Raw genomic sequence first — 18,746 nt, forward strand, 5'->3', positions numbered from 1 at the left:
TATAATTTGATGAAAAAGAAAGTGCGGTGGAATAATTAATGTCAGAAGAAAATATTACGAATGTGCATGAAAGTGCTTCAGATTATAACGAAGATCAAATTCAAGTACTCGAAGGCTTAGAGGCTGTGAGAAAAAGACCTGGTATGTACATTGGTTCAACTAGTCAACGCGGACTCCATCACCTTGTATGGGAAATTGTTGATAATGCAATTGATGAAGCGCTTGCTGGTTTTTGTACAGAAATTGAAATTACAATCGAAGCAGACAATAGTATTACTGTTCGCGATAATGGACGCGGGATACCAACTGGGATTAACGAAAAAATTGGTCGTCCAACCGTAGAAGTAATTTTCACTGTGCTTCACGCTGGTGGTAAATTTGGCGGTGGCGGATATAAAGTATCTGGAGGTCTTCATGGAGTTGGTGCATCTGTAGTTAATGCTCTTTCCACGTCTCTTGAAGTATACGTTCACCGTGAAGGGCAAAAATATTACCAACGTTTTGAACGTGGTGATGTTGTAATGGATATGGAAGAACAAGGTGAAACAGATTATCGTGGAACTATTGTTCACTTCACTCCAGACCCACAAATTTTTACAGAAACAACCGAATTTGATTTTGATACACTTCGCACTCGTACACGTGAGCTTGCTTTCTTGAATCGTGGTTTAACGATTTCGATTGAAGATAAACGTGAAGAGCACAAAGTACGTAAAGATTTCCACTATGAAGGCGGAATTCGTTCTTACGTGGAACATTTAAACAAAGCAAAAGACGTTATCCATGAGCCACCAATTTATTTGGAAGGCGAACGCGATGATATTATGGTTGAAATTTCCATGCAATATAATACAGGTTTCTCAAGCAATATTATTTCATTTGCGAATAATATCCATACGTATGAAGGTGGAACACATGAATCCGGCTTTAAAACGGCTTTAACGCGGGTTATCAATGACTACGCACGCCGTAACAAACTATTTAAAGATAGTGATGATAACCTTTCTGGGGAAGATGTTCGTGAAGGTTTAACAGCAATTATTTCAATTAAACACCCAGATCCACAATTTGAAGGACAAACAAAAACTAAACTTGGAAATTCAGAAGCTCGTTCTATCACGGATAAGCTGTTTTCTGAAGCTTTAAATAAATTCATGATGGAAAACCCAGATGTTGCTAAAAAAATCGTTGAGAAGGGTGTGGTGGCTTCTCGTGCACGTCTAGCTGCTAAGCGCGCCCGTGAAGTTGCTCGTAAAAGTAGCGGTCTGGAAATTTCTAGCTTACCAGGTAAACTAGCAGACTGTTCTTCACGTAATCCTGAAATCAGCGAACTTTACATCGTTGAGGGTGACTCAGCTGGTGGTTCTGCTAAACAAGGTCGTGACCGTTTATTCCAAGCAATTTTGCCGATTCGTGGTAAGATTTTGAACGTAGAAAAAGCACGTTTGGATCGTATTTTAGCAAACGAAGAAATTCGGACTATTTTTACCGCAATGGGTACTGGTTTTGGTGGAGATTTCGATGTTTCAAAATCACGTTATCATAAACTAATTATTATGACGGATGCTGATGTCGATGGCGCACATATTCGTACATTGCTGTTAACATTATTTTATCGGTATATGCGTCCACTTCTTGATGCTGGTTATATTTACATTGCTCAACCACCGCTTTATCAAATTAAACATGGTAAGCAAGTGGAGTATGTCTATAGCGATGGACAGTTAGAAGATTATCTTGCATCGCTTGATAAAGACACTAAATTCAGCATTCAGCGCTATAAAGGTCTTGGAGAAATGAATCCAGAGCAACTTTGGGATACAACAATGAATCCAGAACATCGTACGCTACTTCAGGTAAATATTAAAGATGCTATTGATGCCGATGAAACTTTTGAAATGTTGATGGGTGACCGCGTGGAACCTCGTCGTAAGTTCATTGAAGACAACGCACAATATGTTAAAAACTTGGATGTTTAATAAATATTTCCTGGGTAATAAATTTAGTTATTGATTGTTTTAAAAGGTTTGAACTAGCTTCAACCTTACTTTTGAAAGGGAGGTTTCTCTAACAATGGCAGAAACACCAAATCAACGAATAACAGAGATAAACTTAAATAAAGAAATGCGGACATCATTCTTAGACTATGCAATGAGTGTAATTGTTGCCCGTGCCCTACCAGATGTTCGTGACGGATTAAAACCAGTTCACCGTCGTATTTTATATGCGATGAATGATCTTGGGATGACATCGGATAAAGCATATAAAAAATCAGCTCGTATTGTTGGGGAAGTTATTGGTAAATATCACCCCCACGGCGATACAGCAGTTTATTTTACAATGGTACGGATGGCGCAAGATTTTAGCTATCGTAATATGCTGGTTGACGGACATGGTAACTTTGGTTCAGTCGATGGCGATATGGCAGCAGCGATGCGTTATACAGAGGCTCGGATGTCAAAAATCTCAATGGAACTACTTCGTGATATTAACAAAGATACAATTGATTATGCAGATAACTATGATGGTTCTGAGCGTGAGCCAGTTATTTTACCAGCGCGTTTTCCTAACTTACTTGTCAATGGTTCATCAGGTATTGCAGTTGGTATGGCAACAAACATCCCTACCCACCATCTTGGTGAAGTAATTGACGGTGTTTTGGCGCTTAGTAATGATCCTGATATTAGTATTCGCGAATTAATGGAGTATATTCCAGGACCTGATTTCCCAACGGCTGGGATGATTATGGGGCGCAGTGGAATTCGTCGTGCTTATGAAAGTGGTCGTGGCTCCATTACCGTTCGTGGTCGTGTGGACATTGAAGAAAAGAAAAATGGTAAGGAAACAATTGTTATTACAGAAATTCCGTATCAAGTAAATAAAGCACGCCTAGTTGAGCGTATCGCGGAACTTGCTCGCGAGAAAAAAATTGATGGAATTACTTCTCTAAATGATGAGTCTGACCGCTCTGGAATGCGCATTGTTATAGAAGTTCGTCGTGACATTAGCGCTAGTGTAATCGTGAATAATTTATTCAAAATGACTGCTCTACAAACGACTTTTGGTATTAATATGCTTGCACTAGTAGATAATCATCCAAAAGTGCTTAATTTAAAAGAAATCCTTTATTATTATTTAGAACATCAAAAAGTAGTCATTCGCCGCCGGACTGAGTTTGAGCTTCGTAAAGCAGAAGCACGCGCTCATATCTTAGAAGGTTTACGAATTGCACTGGATAATATTGATGCGATTATTAAATTAATTCGTGGATCAAAAACATCTGATGTTGCAAAAGAAGGTTTAATGACACAATTTAATCTTTCTGATAAACAAGCGCAAGCCATTTTAGATATGCGTTTGCAACGTTTAACAGGTTTAGAACGCGAAAAAATTGAAGAAGAATATCAAAACTTGGTAGCATTAATTAACGATTTAAAAGCCATTTTAGCTGATGATGAACGTATTCTTGAAATTATTCGGGAAGAATTAGAAGAAATCAAAGTTAAATATGCCGATAAACGTCGTACGGAAATTTTAGCTGGTGATTTAGTCAGCTTGGAAGACGAAGATTTAATTCCAGAAGAAGAAGTAGCGATTACTTTGACTAAACGTGGTTATATCAAGCGTTTACCATTATCAACTTATCGTAGTCAACGTCGTGGTGGTCGTGGTATTCAAGGTATGTCTACCCATGAAGATGATTTTGTAGAACATCTTGTTGCAACGAGCACGCATGATACACTATTATTCTTTACAAACACGGGGAAAGTCTACCGTTCGAAAGGCTATGAAGTACCTGAGTATGGACGCACAGCGAAAGGTATTCCAATCATCAACTTACTTGGTATCGAAAGTCAAGAACAAGTGAATGCAGTGATTAATTTATCTGAATTCACGGATGATAGCTACTTATTCTTCACAACTAAACACGGTGTTGTGAAACGTACTACTCTATCTCAATTTGCAAAAATTCGTCAAAGTGGTCTCCGTGCTGTTGAACTTCGCGAAAATGATGAACTAATTTCTGTACAAATGACTGATGGCACTAAAAACATGATTATCGCAACGAAACATGGCCAATCAATCTATTTCCCAGAAGAAAATATTCGGGTAATGGGTCGTACAGCTGCTGGGGTTCGTGGTATCAGACTTCGTGAAGACGATGAAGTTATCGGTATGGAAGTACTTGAAGATGATGAAAAAGTATTAGTTGTAACAGAAAAAGGTTACGGCAAACAAACGCCTGCTTCCCAGTATCCACTTCGTAACCGTGGTGGTATGGGTGTTAAAACTGTTACAATTACAGAGAAAAACGGAAATCTTGTAGCTATGAAGACAGTTACAGGTGAAGAAGACTTAATGCTCATGACAGTGAGCGGCGTATTAATTCGTTTCGAAATTGATACCGTATCACAAACTGGCCGTAGCGCAATGGGTGTTAAACTAATTCGCCTTGATGAAGACGAAAAAGTAGCCACTGTAGCGAAAGTTCCAAAAGAAGAAGAGATAGAAATTGAGGAAGAAATCGACGAAACTCTTATCACACAAGTACCTGATGAAAGTTTTGAAGATGGTCCTGGAAGTGACATAGAAGAATAAAAACAGAGCTGGAAAACAATCTAATTTTTGAATTAGGATGTTTTTCCAGCTTTTTTAGTGGTCAAAAGCGCAATTTAGCTATAAATTATGTATAATATCTGTAATACGTCTAAAAAAGGGAAGAGTTGTAACTATGCGCAAACTGATTCAATTTCTTGTTATCGCAGTTGTTTTAACATTAGTGGAATATCTTTTAATTACTCAAGCAGCTACTCTATTTTTAATTTCGAGTATAATCATTCAATTATGTGGAGTCATTATAGCCATTAGATTGTTATTGTTTGATCAACGGAATACTAGCTCAAAAATTGCCTGGATTGCTGTTATTTTTGTAATACCTGTCCTTGGAACAATTAGTTATTTAGTATTCGGTCGAAATCCAGCAACAAGAATATTCACAACAGCTCAAGTAACAGAAAAAGAAAAACTGATTGAAGCGATTCACGAAATTCCAAATAACACCGAAGAAAAATTACCGCAACTATCAAAAAGAATAGCACATTTAACATCGATTGAGCCGATTAAAGGCAACAAAATAGAAATCCTAACAAATGGTGAAGAAACTTTCCCAGTGCTTCTAGATGCGCTGAGAAAGGCAGAAAATCATATTCACATTCAATACTATATTTTTAAAACGGATGAAATTTCCACCGAGATTCGCGATATTCTGATAGAAAGAGCCAAAGCTGGCGTGGAAGTTCGTTTTATGTTTGATGGACTAGGCTCAAGTAAATTGAAAAAAGATTTTTTGAAGCCTTTAACAGATGTTGGTGTAGAGATTCATGCATTTGATCCGGTTACTTCACCATGGATTGTACGTACAGCAAATTTAAGAAATCACCGTAAAATTGTTGTCATTGATGGCCAAATTGGCTTTACAGGTGGTCTTAATATTGGAGAAGAATATCGTTCTAATACGCCAGATTTTCGTGTTTGGCGTGACACACACATTAAAATTACCGGGCAAGCAGTTATTGAGTTACAAGAGTCTTTCTTGAACGACTGGGTCTACATGGAAAATAAAAAGGGTGCTTCAGATAAATTTATTAGTGAGGCTGGAATAAAACAATACTTTTCACCAGTAAATATGGGGGATGAATGGGCTCAAGTAATTTACGGTGGACCATATGACAAAGAAAAATGGGTTCGTGATTCAATGCTCGATTTAATGGACTCTGCAAAAGAATCCGTTTGGATAGTATCTCCTTATTTTGTACCTGATGAGGAAGCTTTAGCGGTTATTCGCCGAGTATCACTTAGTGGTATAGATGTGCGTGTCATTATTCCAGGAAAAGGTGATCGAGGAATATCTTTTCACGGGAGTAATGCATATGTGAAAACAATGATTGAAGCAGGGGCAAAAATGTATGCTTATCAAGATGACTCTTTTGTTCATGCAAAAGCAATGTTAGTAGATGGAACACATGCAGCAGTTGGGACAGCTAATTTTGATGTCCGTAGTTTTAGGTTAAATCATGAATTAATGGTGTTCTTATATGACGAAAGTGAAGCAATTCAGCATTTAAAACGTGACTTTAAGAAGGATTTTGAAGATAGTCGACTGTTTACGATGAAAGACATGGAAGAAAAAACGACTATAACTCGTATAAAAGAAGTTCTTTCAAGTTTACTATCACCAATTTTATAATTAGGAGTGGAAAAATGAGTGGAGATTTAAAACTTAGGCCGCTTGAACGCGAAGATTTAAAATTTGTTCATCGGTTAAATAATGATGCGAAAATAATGTCTTACTGGTTTGAAGAGCCATATGAAGCATTTGTCGAACTTCAAGAGCTATATGATAAGCACATTCACGATCAATCAGAGCGCCGTTTTATTTTAGAATTAGATGGTCAAATGGTTGGGTTAGTAGAGTTGATGGAAATTGATTATATTCACCGAAGAACGGAATTTCAAATTATTATTGATCCTAAGTTCCAAGGTCATGGGTACGCGGTATCTGCCACGAAACTTGCGATGAAGTACGCTTTTCACGTGCTAAATATGCATAAATTATATTTAGTTGTCGATAAAGTAAATGAAAAAGCAATTCATATTTATGAAAAAGTGGGCTTTATTCGTGAAGGTGAATTAATGGATGAATTTTTTGTTGATGGAACGTACCATGATGCAATTCGAATGTGTCTGTTTCAGCATCAATACAAAGAAATGGATATCTAAATTAATGATTGGCACTGGAAAAGTTAGTGCCAGTCATTGTTTTGGCTTGGAAAAAGTTCTATAATAAGGTTTTAGTGAAAAAATTATGGTATCATGAAGTATTAAAAGTTGTATTATTTAGATGGAGAAAGGATTGGCGCACATTGGCTACAGGCATTGGGACAGCTAAAATGATATTATGCGGAGAACATGCAGTTGTATACGGAGAACCGGCAATTTCAGTCCCATTTACACAAGCAGTAGTAACTACAGATATAGAAGCTTCTACAAAAACCAAATTTTCTTCAGCATTTTTTTCAGGTGATTTAGAAGATATGCCCGATTTTTTAGCAGGTATTAAAGCACTAGTTGTAAATATTCTAAAAGAAATTGGTCAAGGAGAAAGCGTATCAATTCATGTAACATCAGGAGTTCCAATCGGACGAGGGTTAGGATCAAGTGCAGCAGTAGCAACAAGTATTGCCCGCGGTCTCTATAACTATTTTAAGCAAGAATTAGATGGCAAAAAATTACTTTCGATTGTTAATGCAGCAGAAAAAATTGCGCATGGGAATGCAAGTGGTGTAGATGCAATCACTGTAGTTAGCGAAAAGCCAGTTTGGTATGAACGTGATAGAAAATTAGAAATCATGCACTTTCCTAAAAAAGTTACTTTTGTAGTTGCAGATACAGGAATTCCAAGTGAAACTAGAGCAGCAGTTGCGGATGTCCAAAAACTTTATCAAAAAAATCAAGCTGGAATTGGAGAAATAATTCATGCGCTTGGTGATATTTCCCGGGAAATAAAGACTTGTTTAGAAGGTAATGCAGATACTGTGAAGATTGGTGCTGCAATGAATAGAGCACAAAGTTATTTGGAAACTTTGACTGTTAGTGATAGCAGTTTAGAAAATTTGATTGAAGTTGCTAGAAGTAATGGAGCAGATGGGGCAAAACTTACTGGTGGAGGCAGAGGTGGTTGTATTATTGCTGTAGCTAAAAACCAGGAAATTGCTAAAAATATAACAAAGGCACTTCATAAAGCTGGAGCTGCACAAGAATGGATTTTTACGATAGGAGAAGGTAGTTATGAGAGCAACAGCCATCGCACATACGAATGTGGCGCTAATTAAATACTGGGGAAAACGCGATGAACAGCTGATTCTACCTGCAAATAGTAGTTTATCCTTCACTGTAGACAAATTTTATACGAAAACAACCATAGAATGGGACGACAATCTAAAGCATGACAGGTTTATCTTGGATGGCGAAGAAAAAACAGATGCAAAAGTAACCCGTTTTATTGATAAAATGCGCGAAGAATTTGGTTTGAATGCAAGAGCTCTGATAATCTCGGAAAATCATGTCCCAACCGCTGCTGGACTTGCTTCATCGGCTTCGGCATTTGCTGCTCTAGCGCTCGCAGGATCACATGCTGCGGGTAGAAATGATACCCAACAATATATTTCCAAATTGGCACGTTTCGGTTCTGGATCGGCTTCACGTTCGATTTATGGCGATTTTGTCATTTGGGAAAAAGGCGAATTAGCAGATGGTAGTGATTCTTTTGCTGTACCTTTCACAAAAAAATTAAGCGATAAAATATCAATGGTTATCGCTGTTGTTTCTGATAAGAAAAAGAAAGTCTCCAGCCGTGATGGCATGCGCTCCACAGTGGAAACATCACCGTTTTTCAAAAATTGGGTTGCTGCTGCTGAATCAGACTTAGAAGAAATGAAACAAGCCATTTTAGCAGAGGATTTCATCAAAGTTGGTGAAATTACTGAGCAAAACGGAATGAAAATGCATGCAACAACACTTGGCGCAGAACCACCGTTCACTTATTTTAAACCTTTATCCCTTGAAATAATGGATGCAGTTAGAGAATTACGTGGAAATGGAATACCAGCATATTTCACAATGGATGCTGGACCTAATGTGAAAGTTATTTGTGAGCGTAAAAATGAGAGGATTGTTGCAGAAAAGTTGTCAGAGCTAACCAAAAACGTTCTAATTTGCCACGCTGGTAAGGAAGCGAGTGTTGTATCAGATGAAAAATAAACTACAAGTTAAAATACCTGGAAAATTATATGTTGCCGGTGAATATGCTGTTGTAGAATCTGGTCACACAGCAATTCTGACAGCGGTTAATCGTTATATAACATTGACTTTAGAAGATAGTGAGCGAAATGAATTATGGATACCGCATTATGAAAATCCTGTTTCGTGGCCAGTTGGCGGTGAACTTAAACCAGATGGAGAGCACTGGACATTTACAGCAGAAGCCATTAATATCGCCACAACATTTCTGAAATCTGAGGGAATAGAACTCACACCTGTTAAAATGATGATTGAAACAGAACTAATTGATAAGTCAGGTGCTAAATATGGCTTAGGATCAAGTGCAGCAGCAACTGTGGCTGTAATTAATGCACTGATGACGAAATTTTATCCAGAAATATCTATGCTAAAAAAATTCAAATTAGCTGCTTTATCGCATTTAGTTGTTCAAGGTAATGGTTCTTGTGGTGATATTGCTTCTTGTATGTATGGTGGCTGGATTGCTTATACAACCTTTGATCAAGAATGGGTGAAGCATCGGTTAGCTTATAAATCACTTGAATGGTTTATGAAAGAACCTTGGCCACTTCTTGAAATTGAAACATTAGAAGAGCCTGTATCAACTTTTTCAGTTGGTTGGACTGGGACACCGGTAAGTACGGGCAAATTAGTTTCACAAATTCATGCGTTTAAACAAGAAGATAATGAGAACTACCAACAATTTTTAACAAGAAATAATCAAATTATGAAACAAATTATTCAAGCTTTTCATACAAAAGATGAGGAGCTACTTTATTCCTCTATTAAGGAAAATCGCCGTATCCTTCAAGATTTGGGAACAAAAGCAGGAGTCAATATTGAAACAAGCTTATTAGAACAATTAGCCGATTCAGCTGAAAAAAATGGCGGCGCTGGAAAATCTTCTGGTTCAGGTGGCGGAGATTGCGGAATAGCTTTTTCAAAAACACCAGAATTAGCAGAAAAACTCGTTCATAACTGGGAAAAACTAGGTATTAAGCATTTACCTTTCCATACAGGAAAAGTGCAGATAACGGAATAAATGAAGGCAGTGAACAGTGCAATTTTGTTTGCTGCTTTTTTTGTTTCGAATTTCACAATCAAGGGAATAGAGAAGAGAATAAAAGTTTGTGAAATATTTAATATATCAAGTTTTTGAACTAAGGTATCAAATCAGATATAATGAGTTAGAGTATGAACATAGTGATTCTAAAAATGCTATCCAAGTTTAAAAAAGTTTGTGAGTTTATTTAGAAACAAGAAAATCACAGCATTTTTTCAGTTACATAGGAGTTGTAAAAAAGCTTCTTTCAGCACTCCGGTAATGGTATTTTTGCGCAAAAATACACATTAGAAAACATCAAAAGGAAAAGAGGGGATTCGGGTGTCAAAGTTACTTAAATCTTTGCTGCTCACGGCACTGCTTGGGGTTACCGGCCTTATAAGTGGTTGTGGTGATTTGACGGTACTTAATCCAAAAGGGCCAGTTGCAAAAGGTCAGTCGGACTTAATTATTTATTCGATTATATTTATGCTGGTTATAGTACTAACGATTTTTGTATTATTTACGATTATGTTGGTTAAATACCGCGAACGGAAAGATATTTCAAACTATGAGCCGGATATGCATGGTAGCAAGAAGTTGGAAATTTTTTGGACATTAATTCCAGTTGCTATTGTTATTGCACTAGCTATTCCGACCGTAAAAACAATTTATGCAGGGGAAGAAGCACCAAAAGTGACTTCGCATAAAGACCCAATTATTATTTATGCAACAAGTGCGGATTGGAAATGGATTTTTAGTTACCCAGATGAATCAATCGAAACGGTGAACTACGTAAATATCCCGACAAATCGTCCGGTACTATTCAAATTAACTTCCGCAGACACGATGACAAGTTTTTGGGTACCGCAATTAGGTGGACAAAAATATGCGATGTCTGGGATGACAATGAATTTATATTTACAAGCAGATGAAGTTGGTACATACAAAGGACGTAATGCAAACTTCAATGGAGAAGGCTTTGCAGATCAGCGCTTTGATGTAGTAGCACAATCTGAAACAGACTTTAAAAAATGGGCAAAAGAAACGAAAGCAAGTTCACCAGTTATTACGCAAGACATCTATGACCGTCTCTTAATACCTGGAAGCTCTAAGAAAAAAACTTATTCTGGTACGCATTTAGCATTTGTTGATGTTGCAGCAGATCCAGAGTATGTTTTCTATGCGTACAAACGTTTTGGTTATGAGATGACTAACCCACATAATCCAAATACAAAATCAACCATTTCTGATAAACCACTCTTGCCGGTTCGTCCTGTTACCGTAACTAATCCGCAATTTGAGCGCCACGATATGGAGCCACAAATTATTAAAAACGGAGAAGGTTACCATGAGGATAAACATCGTGAGGATGAAATGAAGAAAATGGAAGATGATATCCAAACGAATGAGTTTAATAAAAAAGAATCGGATGACACAGAGAACTAAAAGGGGGGACATAAGGCATGAAATGGAATGAGTTTATCGTAACCGGCGACCCGATGATCCTAGGTGCACAGATATCTATTGTGCTTGCTAGTGTCGGTATCGTTGTGTTACTAACTTACACAAAAAAATGGAAATGGCTCATGAAAGAGTGGATTTCCTCTGTTGATCATAAAAAAATTGGTATTATGTATTTGCTTGCTGCGGTTTTAATGTTTTTCCGTGGTGGTGTGGATGCGCTGATGATGCGTACCCAGCTCGCTTTACCGGATATGAAATTTTTAGATGCACAGCATTACAATGAAGTGTTTTCTACGCACGGAACTATTATGATTTTATTTATGGCAATGCCGTTTATTATTGGTCTTATGAACATTGCAGTACCACTTCAAATTGGTGCACGTGATGTGGCATTTCCGTTTTTAAATAACTTAAGTTTTTGGACATTCTTTATGGGTGCGATGCTATTTAACTTATCTTTTGTTATCGGTGGTTCGCCGGACGCTGGTTGGACAAACTATGCGCCACTAGCCACAGATTTTAGTGCTGGATATGGAATTAACTTCTACCTTCTAGGGGTTCAAATCGCTGGTATTGGTACACTGATGACGGGAATTAACTTCTTCGTTACGATTTTACGAATGCGTACAAAAGGGATGACTTTAATGAAAATGCCAATGTTTACTTGGTCTTCATTAATTACTAGTTTAATTATTATCTTCGCTTTCCCAGTATTAACAGTAGCTCTCGCGTTGATGTCATTTGACCGATTGTTTGGAACGGCATTCTTCACACTCACGAATGGCGGACTCCCGATGATGTGGGCCAATCTATTCTGGGTTTGGGGGCATCCGGAAGTGTATATCGTAATTTTACCGGCATTTGGTATTTTTTCCGAAATCATTTCCACCTTCTCCAGGAAAAAACTATTTGGTTATCCGGCGATGGTTGCTGCGATGGCTGTTATTTCCTTACTAAGTTTCCTTGTTTGGGTCCATCACTTCTTCACAATGGGGTCAGGAGCGCTCGTTAACTCCTTCTTCTCGATTACGACGATGATGATTGCGATACCGACTGGGATTAAGATATTCAACTGGTTATTTACGATGTATAAAGGGCGAATAACCTTCACAACCCCAATGCTTTGGTCGCTTGCTTTTATCCCTAACTTTGTTGTTGGTGGGGTAACTGGGGTTATGCTTGCGATGGCTGCGGCCGACTATCAATATCACAATACGTATTTCTTAGTTTCGCATTTCCACTACGTATTAATCGCCGGAACCGTATTCTCCTGTTTTGCCGGGCTTACATACTGGTATCCAAAAATGGTCGGTTACAGATTAAATGAAAAAATTGGTAAATGGTTCTTCTGGATTTTCGTTGTTGGTTTTAACGTTTGTTTCTTCCCGCAATATTTCTTAGGACTTGATGGTATGCCTCGTCGTATCTACACTTACGTACAAGGTGATGGCTGGACAACGCTTAACTTCATTTCTACAGTTGGTGGATTCTTGATGGGTATTGCGTTCTTAGTTCTTTGTTATAACATTTACTACAGTTATAAAAACTCGAAACGTGAAGTCACTGGTGACCCGTGGGATGCTCGTACGCTTGAATGGGCTACAAGTTCTGCTGTTCCGCCAAAATATAATTTCGCTGTTTTACCAGAATGGAATGATTTGGATGATTTCTGGAATAGAATACAAAAAGGCGATCCTTATGTGAATGATAAAAATTATAAACCTATTCATATGCCAAGTAACACAATGGTTGGCTTTGTGATGTCCGTCTTCTTCTTCATTGCTGGTTTTGGTCTAGTATTCTACTGGTATTGGTTAGGAATTATTGGACTGATTGGTATTTTGGGATGTATGGTTTATCGTTCATTCCAAAACAATGACGGCTATCACGTTGAAGTGGATGAAATTAAAGCAACCGAAGAACACAATGCACGCGAACTTGCGACTGGTGTAAAGGAGGGTAACCCATGGAATCTGTAGAAGCAAACAAAAATCTTCCCATTGAGTACAGGTCAGAACAAGGCAGATTAAATATTCTTGGTTTCTGGATTTTCCTTGGCGCTGAAATTGCTTTATTTGCAACCCTCTTTGCGACTTACTTTGTTATGAGAAAAGCTGGCTCTAATGCGGGGCATCCGCCAGCTGAAATGTTTGAGCTGTGGTTAGTATTAATTATGACATTTTTACTTTTAACAAGTAGTTTTACGTGTGGTCTCGCGATTGGTGAGATGCGCAAAGGCAATGTGAAAATGTTGACGATTTACTCGATTATTACATTGATTCTAGGTGCGGGATTTGTTGGTTTTGAGCTTTATGAATTTGCACACTATGTAACGGAAGGTGTAACGATGCAAGTAGGTTCATACTGGTCTGCATTTTTCGTTTTACTCGGGACGCATGGTCTTCACGTAACGGTTGGGATTTTCTGGATTAGTTTTATTCTGATTCAAATTAAAATGCATGGTTTGACGCCAAAAACAGCATCAAAAGTATTTATTTCCAGTTTATACTGGCATTTCCTTGATGTTGTGTGGATTTTTATTTTCACAGGTGTCTACTTGCTCGGGATGGTGAACTAATATGGCGCAAAATAATAAATCAAATGCAGCTCATGCTGAAGGTGGCATTCCGTGGAAACACATTGTTGGCTTTGCGTTATCGATTATTTTAACGCTCTTAGCCGTCTGGGTAGCTCTTTACTCGACGCTAACAACTAATGTAAAGGTAGTTATCATTTTCATCTTTGCCTTCATCCAGGCTGCCTTACAGCTCCTAATGTTCATGCACATGACAGAAGGCCGCGATGGGAAAATTCAAATTGGAAATATTTTATTCGCAGCATTTATTGCGATTGTCGTTGTTATTGGTTCTTATTGGGTAATGGAAATTGGTCATATGAATCATTTAATGTAAAAAAAAGCTAGTATGGAATTAATTTTCTATGCTAGCTTTTTGTTGGTATTACACGTTTTGTAACGCTTTAAATAAAAAAATTATTTTATTTCTTGCTCTGTAATGCATTACATATTCTATAGTTAAGAAGTAAATTATAAATGTGAGAGGAGATACACAAAAATGACAGAATCAAAATTTCCTAAAGATTTTTTATGGGGCGGGGCAGTTGCTGCAAACCAGTGTGAAGGAGCTTACCTTGAAGACGGTAAAGGACTTTCACTTGTAGATATCCTTCCAACAGTAGAGGACGGACGTTGGGAAGCTTTATTCAATCCAGCGAAAGCGCTTGCTACAGATTATGGTTTTTACCCAAGTCACGAATCCATTGATTTTTATCATCGTTATAAAGAAGACATTAAATTAATGGCGGATATGGGATTCAAATGTTTCCGTATGTCCATCAGCTGGCCACGTATTTTCCCAAATGGTGACGAAGCGAAACCAAATGAAAAAGGATTAGCATTTTATGATGCAGTTTTTGATGAATGTCATAAATACGGCATCGAACCAGTTGTTACAATTAACCATTTTGATACACCACTTGAAGTTTTCAAAAAATATGGTGGTTGGAAAAATCGTAAATGTATCGATTTTTACTTGAATTTCTGTGAAGCGATTTTCACGCGTTATAAAGATAAAGTAAAATATTGGATGACATTTAACGAAATTAACATGATTCTTCATCTTCCGTACATTGGTGGCGGTTTAGACGTTACTAAAGAAGAAAATCCAGAAGAAGTGAAATACCAAGCGGCGCATCACCAACTAGTTGCATCAGCTCTTGCAACAAAACTTGGACATGAAATCAATCCAGAAAACCAAATCGGTTGTATGCTTGCAGCGGGTAACACTTATCCAATGACTTGTAATCCAGAAGATGTTTGGAAATCAATTGGTGCTGATCGTGAAGGATACTTCTTCATTGATGTTCAATCACGCGGTTACTACCCAAGCTATACAAAACGCTTCTTTAAAGAAAACAACATCAACATCAAAATGGAAGATGGCGATGTAGAAGCACTACGCGATAACACCGTAGATTATATAGCTTTTAGTTATTATTCTTCTCGTCTGACAAGTGCAGATCCTGAGAAAAATAAAGAAACTGAAGGCAATGTTTTCGCAACACTAAAAAACCCATACTTAAAAGCAAGCGAATGGGGTTGGCAAATTGATCCACTAGGTCTACGTATTACAATGAATACCATTTATGACCGCTATCAAAAACCACTTTTCATCGTGGAAAATGGCTTAGGTGCAGTGGACACAGTAGAAGAAGACGGTTCAATTAATGATGATTACCGTATCGACTACATGCGCGAACACGTACGCGAAATGGGTGAAGCAATTGAAGACGGCGTAGAACTTCTTGGATACACACCATGGGGATGCATCGACCTTGTTAGCGCTGGCTCTGGCGAAATGAAAAAACGTTACGGCTTTATCTATGTAGATCGTGATAATAAAGGTAACGGAACACTTGACCGCTCGAAGAAAAAATCATTCGACTGGTATAAAAAAGTTATTGAAACAAATGGTAAAGATATCGATTAATAAAAAAGAGGTTGGATATAACTAAAGCTTAGCAATAAAAGTTGGAAAATAGAAAAGCAGAAATCATTGTATAGAGCCATTTCGAAAAATGGAATAGACATGATTTCTGCTTGTTTTTCATTTTAGAGACCCTTTTGTCCCAACCTTTTTTCCATTAATAAGAAATCGCCCGTTTCGCTTGTTTGCTCCAACAGGTATTAAAGTAACTTTGTGAAATTCGGGCATTTTTTTGGCCAGACCAGCTATCATTATAATAAAAATTATTTTTATCGTAGCCAGTAATCGTTATCGCATGAACGGAAAAACCGTGAAAATTGCTTACCCAAGCAACAACTGGACGCTTCTTGTTTAACTGTGTTTTGATCCCCGTCAAATTTGTGCCAGTCATATTTTTAGCACTACCAGCATATTTTTTAACTTGATTTACTAAAGCAGGTGGGTAAATCGTCCAACCACTCTTAGAAAAAGGATTTCCTACAAAACCGTAATTTGGATTTGATTTATGACGTTTCATTTCTTTTGCCAACTTCACTTTATCCACGTTTTTACCAGCATAACGTAGTATCATTGCTAAATTTGTAATTTCACATCCGGTTGGAAGTTGTGGACGCTGTACAATTAAAGGTACGTTCATTTGAATAATCTTTGGAGTTGATAGTTTGGGTGCGGGAGTCGTAGCACCAGATGTTTTCACATACTTCCCAGATACATACCCTTTTTTTCCTTTATAATTAAGTCTGTACCAGTTGTTGGATGTTTTTGCGATGGCTTTGAATTTGGTCTTATTCGTAAGCCACCCGACAACTTTGCTAGATGTGTTGCTACTTGCACGGATATTTAAATTGGCTGTTGTAATCATCTGTTTGTTGATTACAACTTCTTTTGTCGACGCGTGACCAGGAGTAGCAACACTAAATACACTAAAAACAAGTCCCAAAATAAGTAACAATTTCCCCCATTTATTCAAAATAGCTCCCATTATTTCCCCTTTCGATTGCAGATTACTATGTTATACCCTTTTTTTAAAAAATAAAAAACGATAAGAAAACGCTTGCATAAATATGTGCGCCATGGTACTATGAAAATGAACTTAACGTGTTAACCGGTTATTATCATAATGTTCAGCTATAGCAAGCGAATTCTCGTTTGCAATCAAAAATGTATCATGGTACCATTAACCTAAAACTTAACGTGTTAACACGCGGGATGCTTTAGGGGGAAAAGTCATGGCAGAACCAAAATATGCCGTAATAATTAATGATATCAAGCGTTTAATCAATGATGGAACGTTTAAGCCAGGGGAAAAAATTTACTCAGAGGATGAACTAAAAAAGAAATATAATGTGAGCAATACCACTGTAGTTCGTGCTTTACATGAATTAGTGCGAGCGGGAATTTTAGCAAGGTACCAAGGGAAAGGTACATATGTAAGTAAATCGATTATTAATGAGCAAGTCATTTTTAACGAGTATACAACGATTCCAGAGGGCAAATTTAATCGTAAAACGAAAATCACCAACGAACACACCAGAGTTGTTGCAATCAATGAAATTCAAGATGCGCGAATTGCGAAAAATCTCCAAATTCCACCAGAAAATATGATTGTTCATTTTCAACGAATTCGTTTGATTGATGATATGCCTTGGACAGTCCAAAACAACTATATGGCAAAAACGAATTTGATCAATGTTGATTTGACTGATTTAGAACGTTTTAATTCTTTATCTGAGGTAATTAAAGAGCTTTATGACATTAACATTCTGCACGAAGCAATGAAAGAAAGAATCCAAGTCGAATTTCCAGTAAAAGATAAAAACAACTTAAAATTACTCGGAATCGATGAGGAACTACCACTTTATCATATTGAAAGAATAACTTATGTGCCAGAGGGAAAACCCTATGAATATATTGAAAGTTATTTAAAACACAATTATTACTCCATAGAAATTGAAAAGAAAAAGCAGTAGAAAGGAGCGAATTAGTTGGACTATATTATTGCGGCACATGGCCAGTACGCGCAAGAAGTGAAGAAGAGTTGCCACATGATTACTGGCCAAACAACGAATATTTCTGCAATTAGTTTTACGGAAGAAATGGGGGTGGCAGATGTTTTACAAGCCTATATGGAAGCTTATTCAAGTGAAAATGAAACCGCTATCATTGTGGATGTAGTTGGCGGCACCCCTTGTAACGCAGCGCAAATTTTTGCTGGGGAAAATCCGAAAGTAACGATTCTAGCTGGTTTATCTTTAGGATTAATTATTCCGCTAAGTTTAGGAGAAAACTTGGATGAGGCTATTCGCGGTGCAAAGAATAATATTCGATTTGTGGAGCTAAAACCAAATCATATGACAGTAAGTGAGGACGGGGAGGAAGAGGACTGATGGGAAGTAATGGAATTAAACATGTACGAATTGATGAGCGATTGATTCACGGACAAGTAGCAACAATGTGGACAAATACTATCAAAACCAATCGAATTATGATTGTAGATGATGCAGTTGTAAAAAGTGACATGGAAAAAGTAGCTCTGAAAACTGCAGTTCCTTCTGGTGTGAAATTAAGCATTCTCACTGTGAAAGGGGCAGCAAATAATATAAATAATGGGAAATATGAGGGTCAACAAATATTCTTAATCGTTAAGTCGCCACTTGCACTTCGCGGATTAGTAGATGCTGGTGTGGAATTACCGCAAATCAATGTTGGGAATATGTCCACAAAAGCAGGGAGTCACCAAATAAAGAAATCAGTTAGCGTAACGGAAGAAAATTTGGAAGATTTTGATTATTTATTGAAAAAAGGGATTAAAATCACTGCACAAATGGTTCCGAGTGAAGATGCAGTGGAATTTGCTAGTTTGTTAAAAAAATAAAAAGTTAGAAGGGAGAACG

General features: G+C 37.5%; 16 protein-coding genes. 15 read left to right on the plus strand and 1 reads right to left on the minus strand.

The features are described from left to right. Positions 1 to 38 precede the first annotated feature (38 nt). From gyrB to JL53_RS00270, 12 genes are all read left to right on the plus strand, one after another. A complete protein-coding gene (gyrB, locus tag JL53_RS00215; RefSeq protein WP_052010508.1) occupies positions 39 to 1,979 on the plus strand; it encodes a DNA topoisomerase (ATP-hydrolyzing) subunit B in 1,941 nt (646 codons plus the stop codon). Between the two features lie 94 nt (positions 1,980 to 2,073). Next, on the plus strand, positions 2,074 to 4,599 hold the full coding sequence (gene gyrA, locus JL53_RS00220; RefSeq protein WP_038406328.1) for a DNA gyrase subunit A: 2,526 nt from the start codon (positions 2,074 to 2,076) through the stop codon (positions 4,597 to 4,599). A gap of 133 nt (positions 4,600 to 4,732) precedes the next feature. Further along, positions 4,733 to 6,247: a cardiolipin synthase gene (gene cls, locus JL53_RS00225; protein ID WP_038406330.1), complete on the plus strand. Its 1,515-nt coding sequence runs from the start codon at positions 4,733 to 4,735 to the stop codon at positions 6,245 to 6,247. Between the two features lie 14 nt (positions 6,248 to 6,261). Then, a complete protein-coding gene (speG, locus tag JL53_RS00230) occupies positions 6,262 to 6,780 on the plus strand; it encodes a spermidine N1-acetyltransferase (RefSeq protein WP_038406331.1) in 519 nt (172 codons plus the stop codon). Between the two features lie 143 nt (positions 6,781 to 6,923). Beyond that, positions 6,924 to 7,892 carry a mevalonate kinase gene (gene mvk / locus JL53_RS00235; RefSeq protein WP_038408082.1) on the plus strand — a complete coding sequence of 323 codons (969 nt, stop codon included), beginning with the start codon at positions 6,924 to 6,926 and terminating at the stop codon, positions 7,890 to 7,892. After that, positions 7,849 to 8,820 (plus strand): diphosphomevalonate decarboxylase, encoded by a 972-nt coding sequence (gene mvaD, locus JL53_RS00240; protein ID WP_038406332.1) that lies wholly within the window; start codon positions 7,849 to 7,851, stop codon positions 8,818 to 8,820. Before mvk ends, mvaD begins: the two co-directional genes overlap by 44 nt. Continuing rightward, positions 8,801 to 9,880, plus strand: coding sequence for a phosphomevalonate kinase (locus tag JL53_RS00245; RefSeq protein ID WP_074673772.1), 1,080 nt, complete (start codon positions 8,801 to 8,803; stop codon positions 9,878 to 9,880). The genes mvaD and JL53_RS00245 overlap by 20 nt, the downstream gene beginning before the upstream one ends. Positions 9,881 to 10,222: 342 nt before the next feature. Further along, complete coding sequence (gene qoxA, locus JL53_RS00250; RefSeq protein ID WP_038406334.1) at positions 10,223 to 11,329, plus strand: cytochrome aa3 quinol oxidase subunit II; 1,107 nt, start codon at positions 10,223 to 10,225, stop codon at positions 11,327 to 11,329. Positions 11,330 to 11,346: 17 nt separating this feature from the next. Then, entirely contained in the window at positions 11,347 to 13,326 is a 1,980-nt protein-coding gene (gene qoxB / locus JL53_RS00255) for a cytochrome aa3 quinol oxidase subunit I (RefSeq protein WP_038406337.1), read from the plus strand. Continuing rightward, positions 13,314 to 13,925: a cytochrome aa3 quinol oxidase subunit III gene (gene qoxC, locus JL53_RS00260; RefSeq protein ID WP_011700895.1), complete on the plus strand. Its 612-nt coding sequence runs from the start codon at positions 13,314 to 13,316 to the stop codon at positions 13,923 to 13,925. The genes qoxB and qoxC overlap by 13 nt, the downstream gene beginning before the upstream one ends. A 1-nt stretch (position 13,926) precedes the next feature. Then, positions 13,927 to 14,259: a cytochrome aa3 quinol oxidase subunit IV gene (gene qoxD / locus JL53_RS00265; protein WP_014091592.1), complete on the plus strand. Its 333-nt coding sequence runs from the start codon at positions 13,927 to 13,929 to the stop codon at positions 14,257 to 14,259. Between the two features lie 162 nt (positions 14,260 to 14,421). Beyond that, on the plus strand, positions 14,422 to 15,855 hold the full coding sequence (locus JL53_RS00270; RefSeq protein ID WP_038406341.1) for a 6-phospho-beta-glucosidase: 1,434 nt from the start codon (positions 14,422 to 14,424) through the stop codon (positions 15,853 to 15,855). 154 nt (positions 15,856 to 16,009) lie between these two features. Here JL53_RS00270 and JL53_RS00275 read toward each other — a convergent pair whose 3' ends face one another. After that, complete coding sequence (locus JL53_RS00275; protein WP_038406342.1) at positions 16,010 to 16,834, minus strand: C39 family peptidase; 825 nt, start codon at positions 16,832 to 16,834, stop codon at positions 16,010 to 16,012. A gap of 247 nt (positions 16,835 to 17,081) precedes the next feature. Here JL53_RS00275 and JL53_RS00280 point away from each other — a divergent pair, with 247 nt between their 5' ends. From JL53_RS00280 to JL53_RS00290, 3 genes are read left to right on the plus strand one after another with little or no spacing between them, the layout of a single operon-like run. Further along, positions 17,082 to 17,822, plus strand: a complete 741-nt coding sequence (locus tag JL53_RS00280; RefSeq protein WP_003718092.1) for a GntR family transcriptional regulator — start codon at positions 17,082 to 17,084, stop codon at positions 17,820 to 17,822. Positions 17,823 to 17,837: 15 nt separating this feature from the next. Then, on the plus strand, positions 17,838 to 18,239 hold the full coding sequence (locus JL53_RS00285; RefSeq protein ID WP_038406344.1) for a PTS sugar transporter subunit IIA: 402 nt from the start codon (positions 17,838 to 17,840) through the stop codon (positions 18,237 to 18,239). Continuing rightward, the gene (locus tag JL53_RS00290) at positions 18,239 to 18,727 is read left to right on the plus strand and encodes a PTS sugar transporter subunit IIB (RefSeq protein WP_003718095.1); all 489 of its coding nucleotides are present in this window, start codon (positions 18,239 to 18,241) and stop codon (positions 18,725 to 18,727) included. The genes JL53_RS00285 and JL53_RS00290 overlap by 1 nt, the downstream gene beginning before the upstream one ends. Positions 18,728 to 18,746: the final 19 nt, after the last annotated feature.

Origin of the sequence: Listeria ivanovii subsp. londoniensis (assembly GCF_000763495.1) — a bacterium.
Lineage (GTDB): Bacteria > Bacillota > Bacilli > Lactobacillales > Listeriaceae > Listeria > Listeria londoniensis.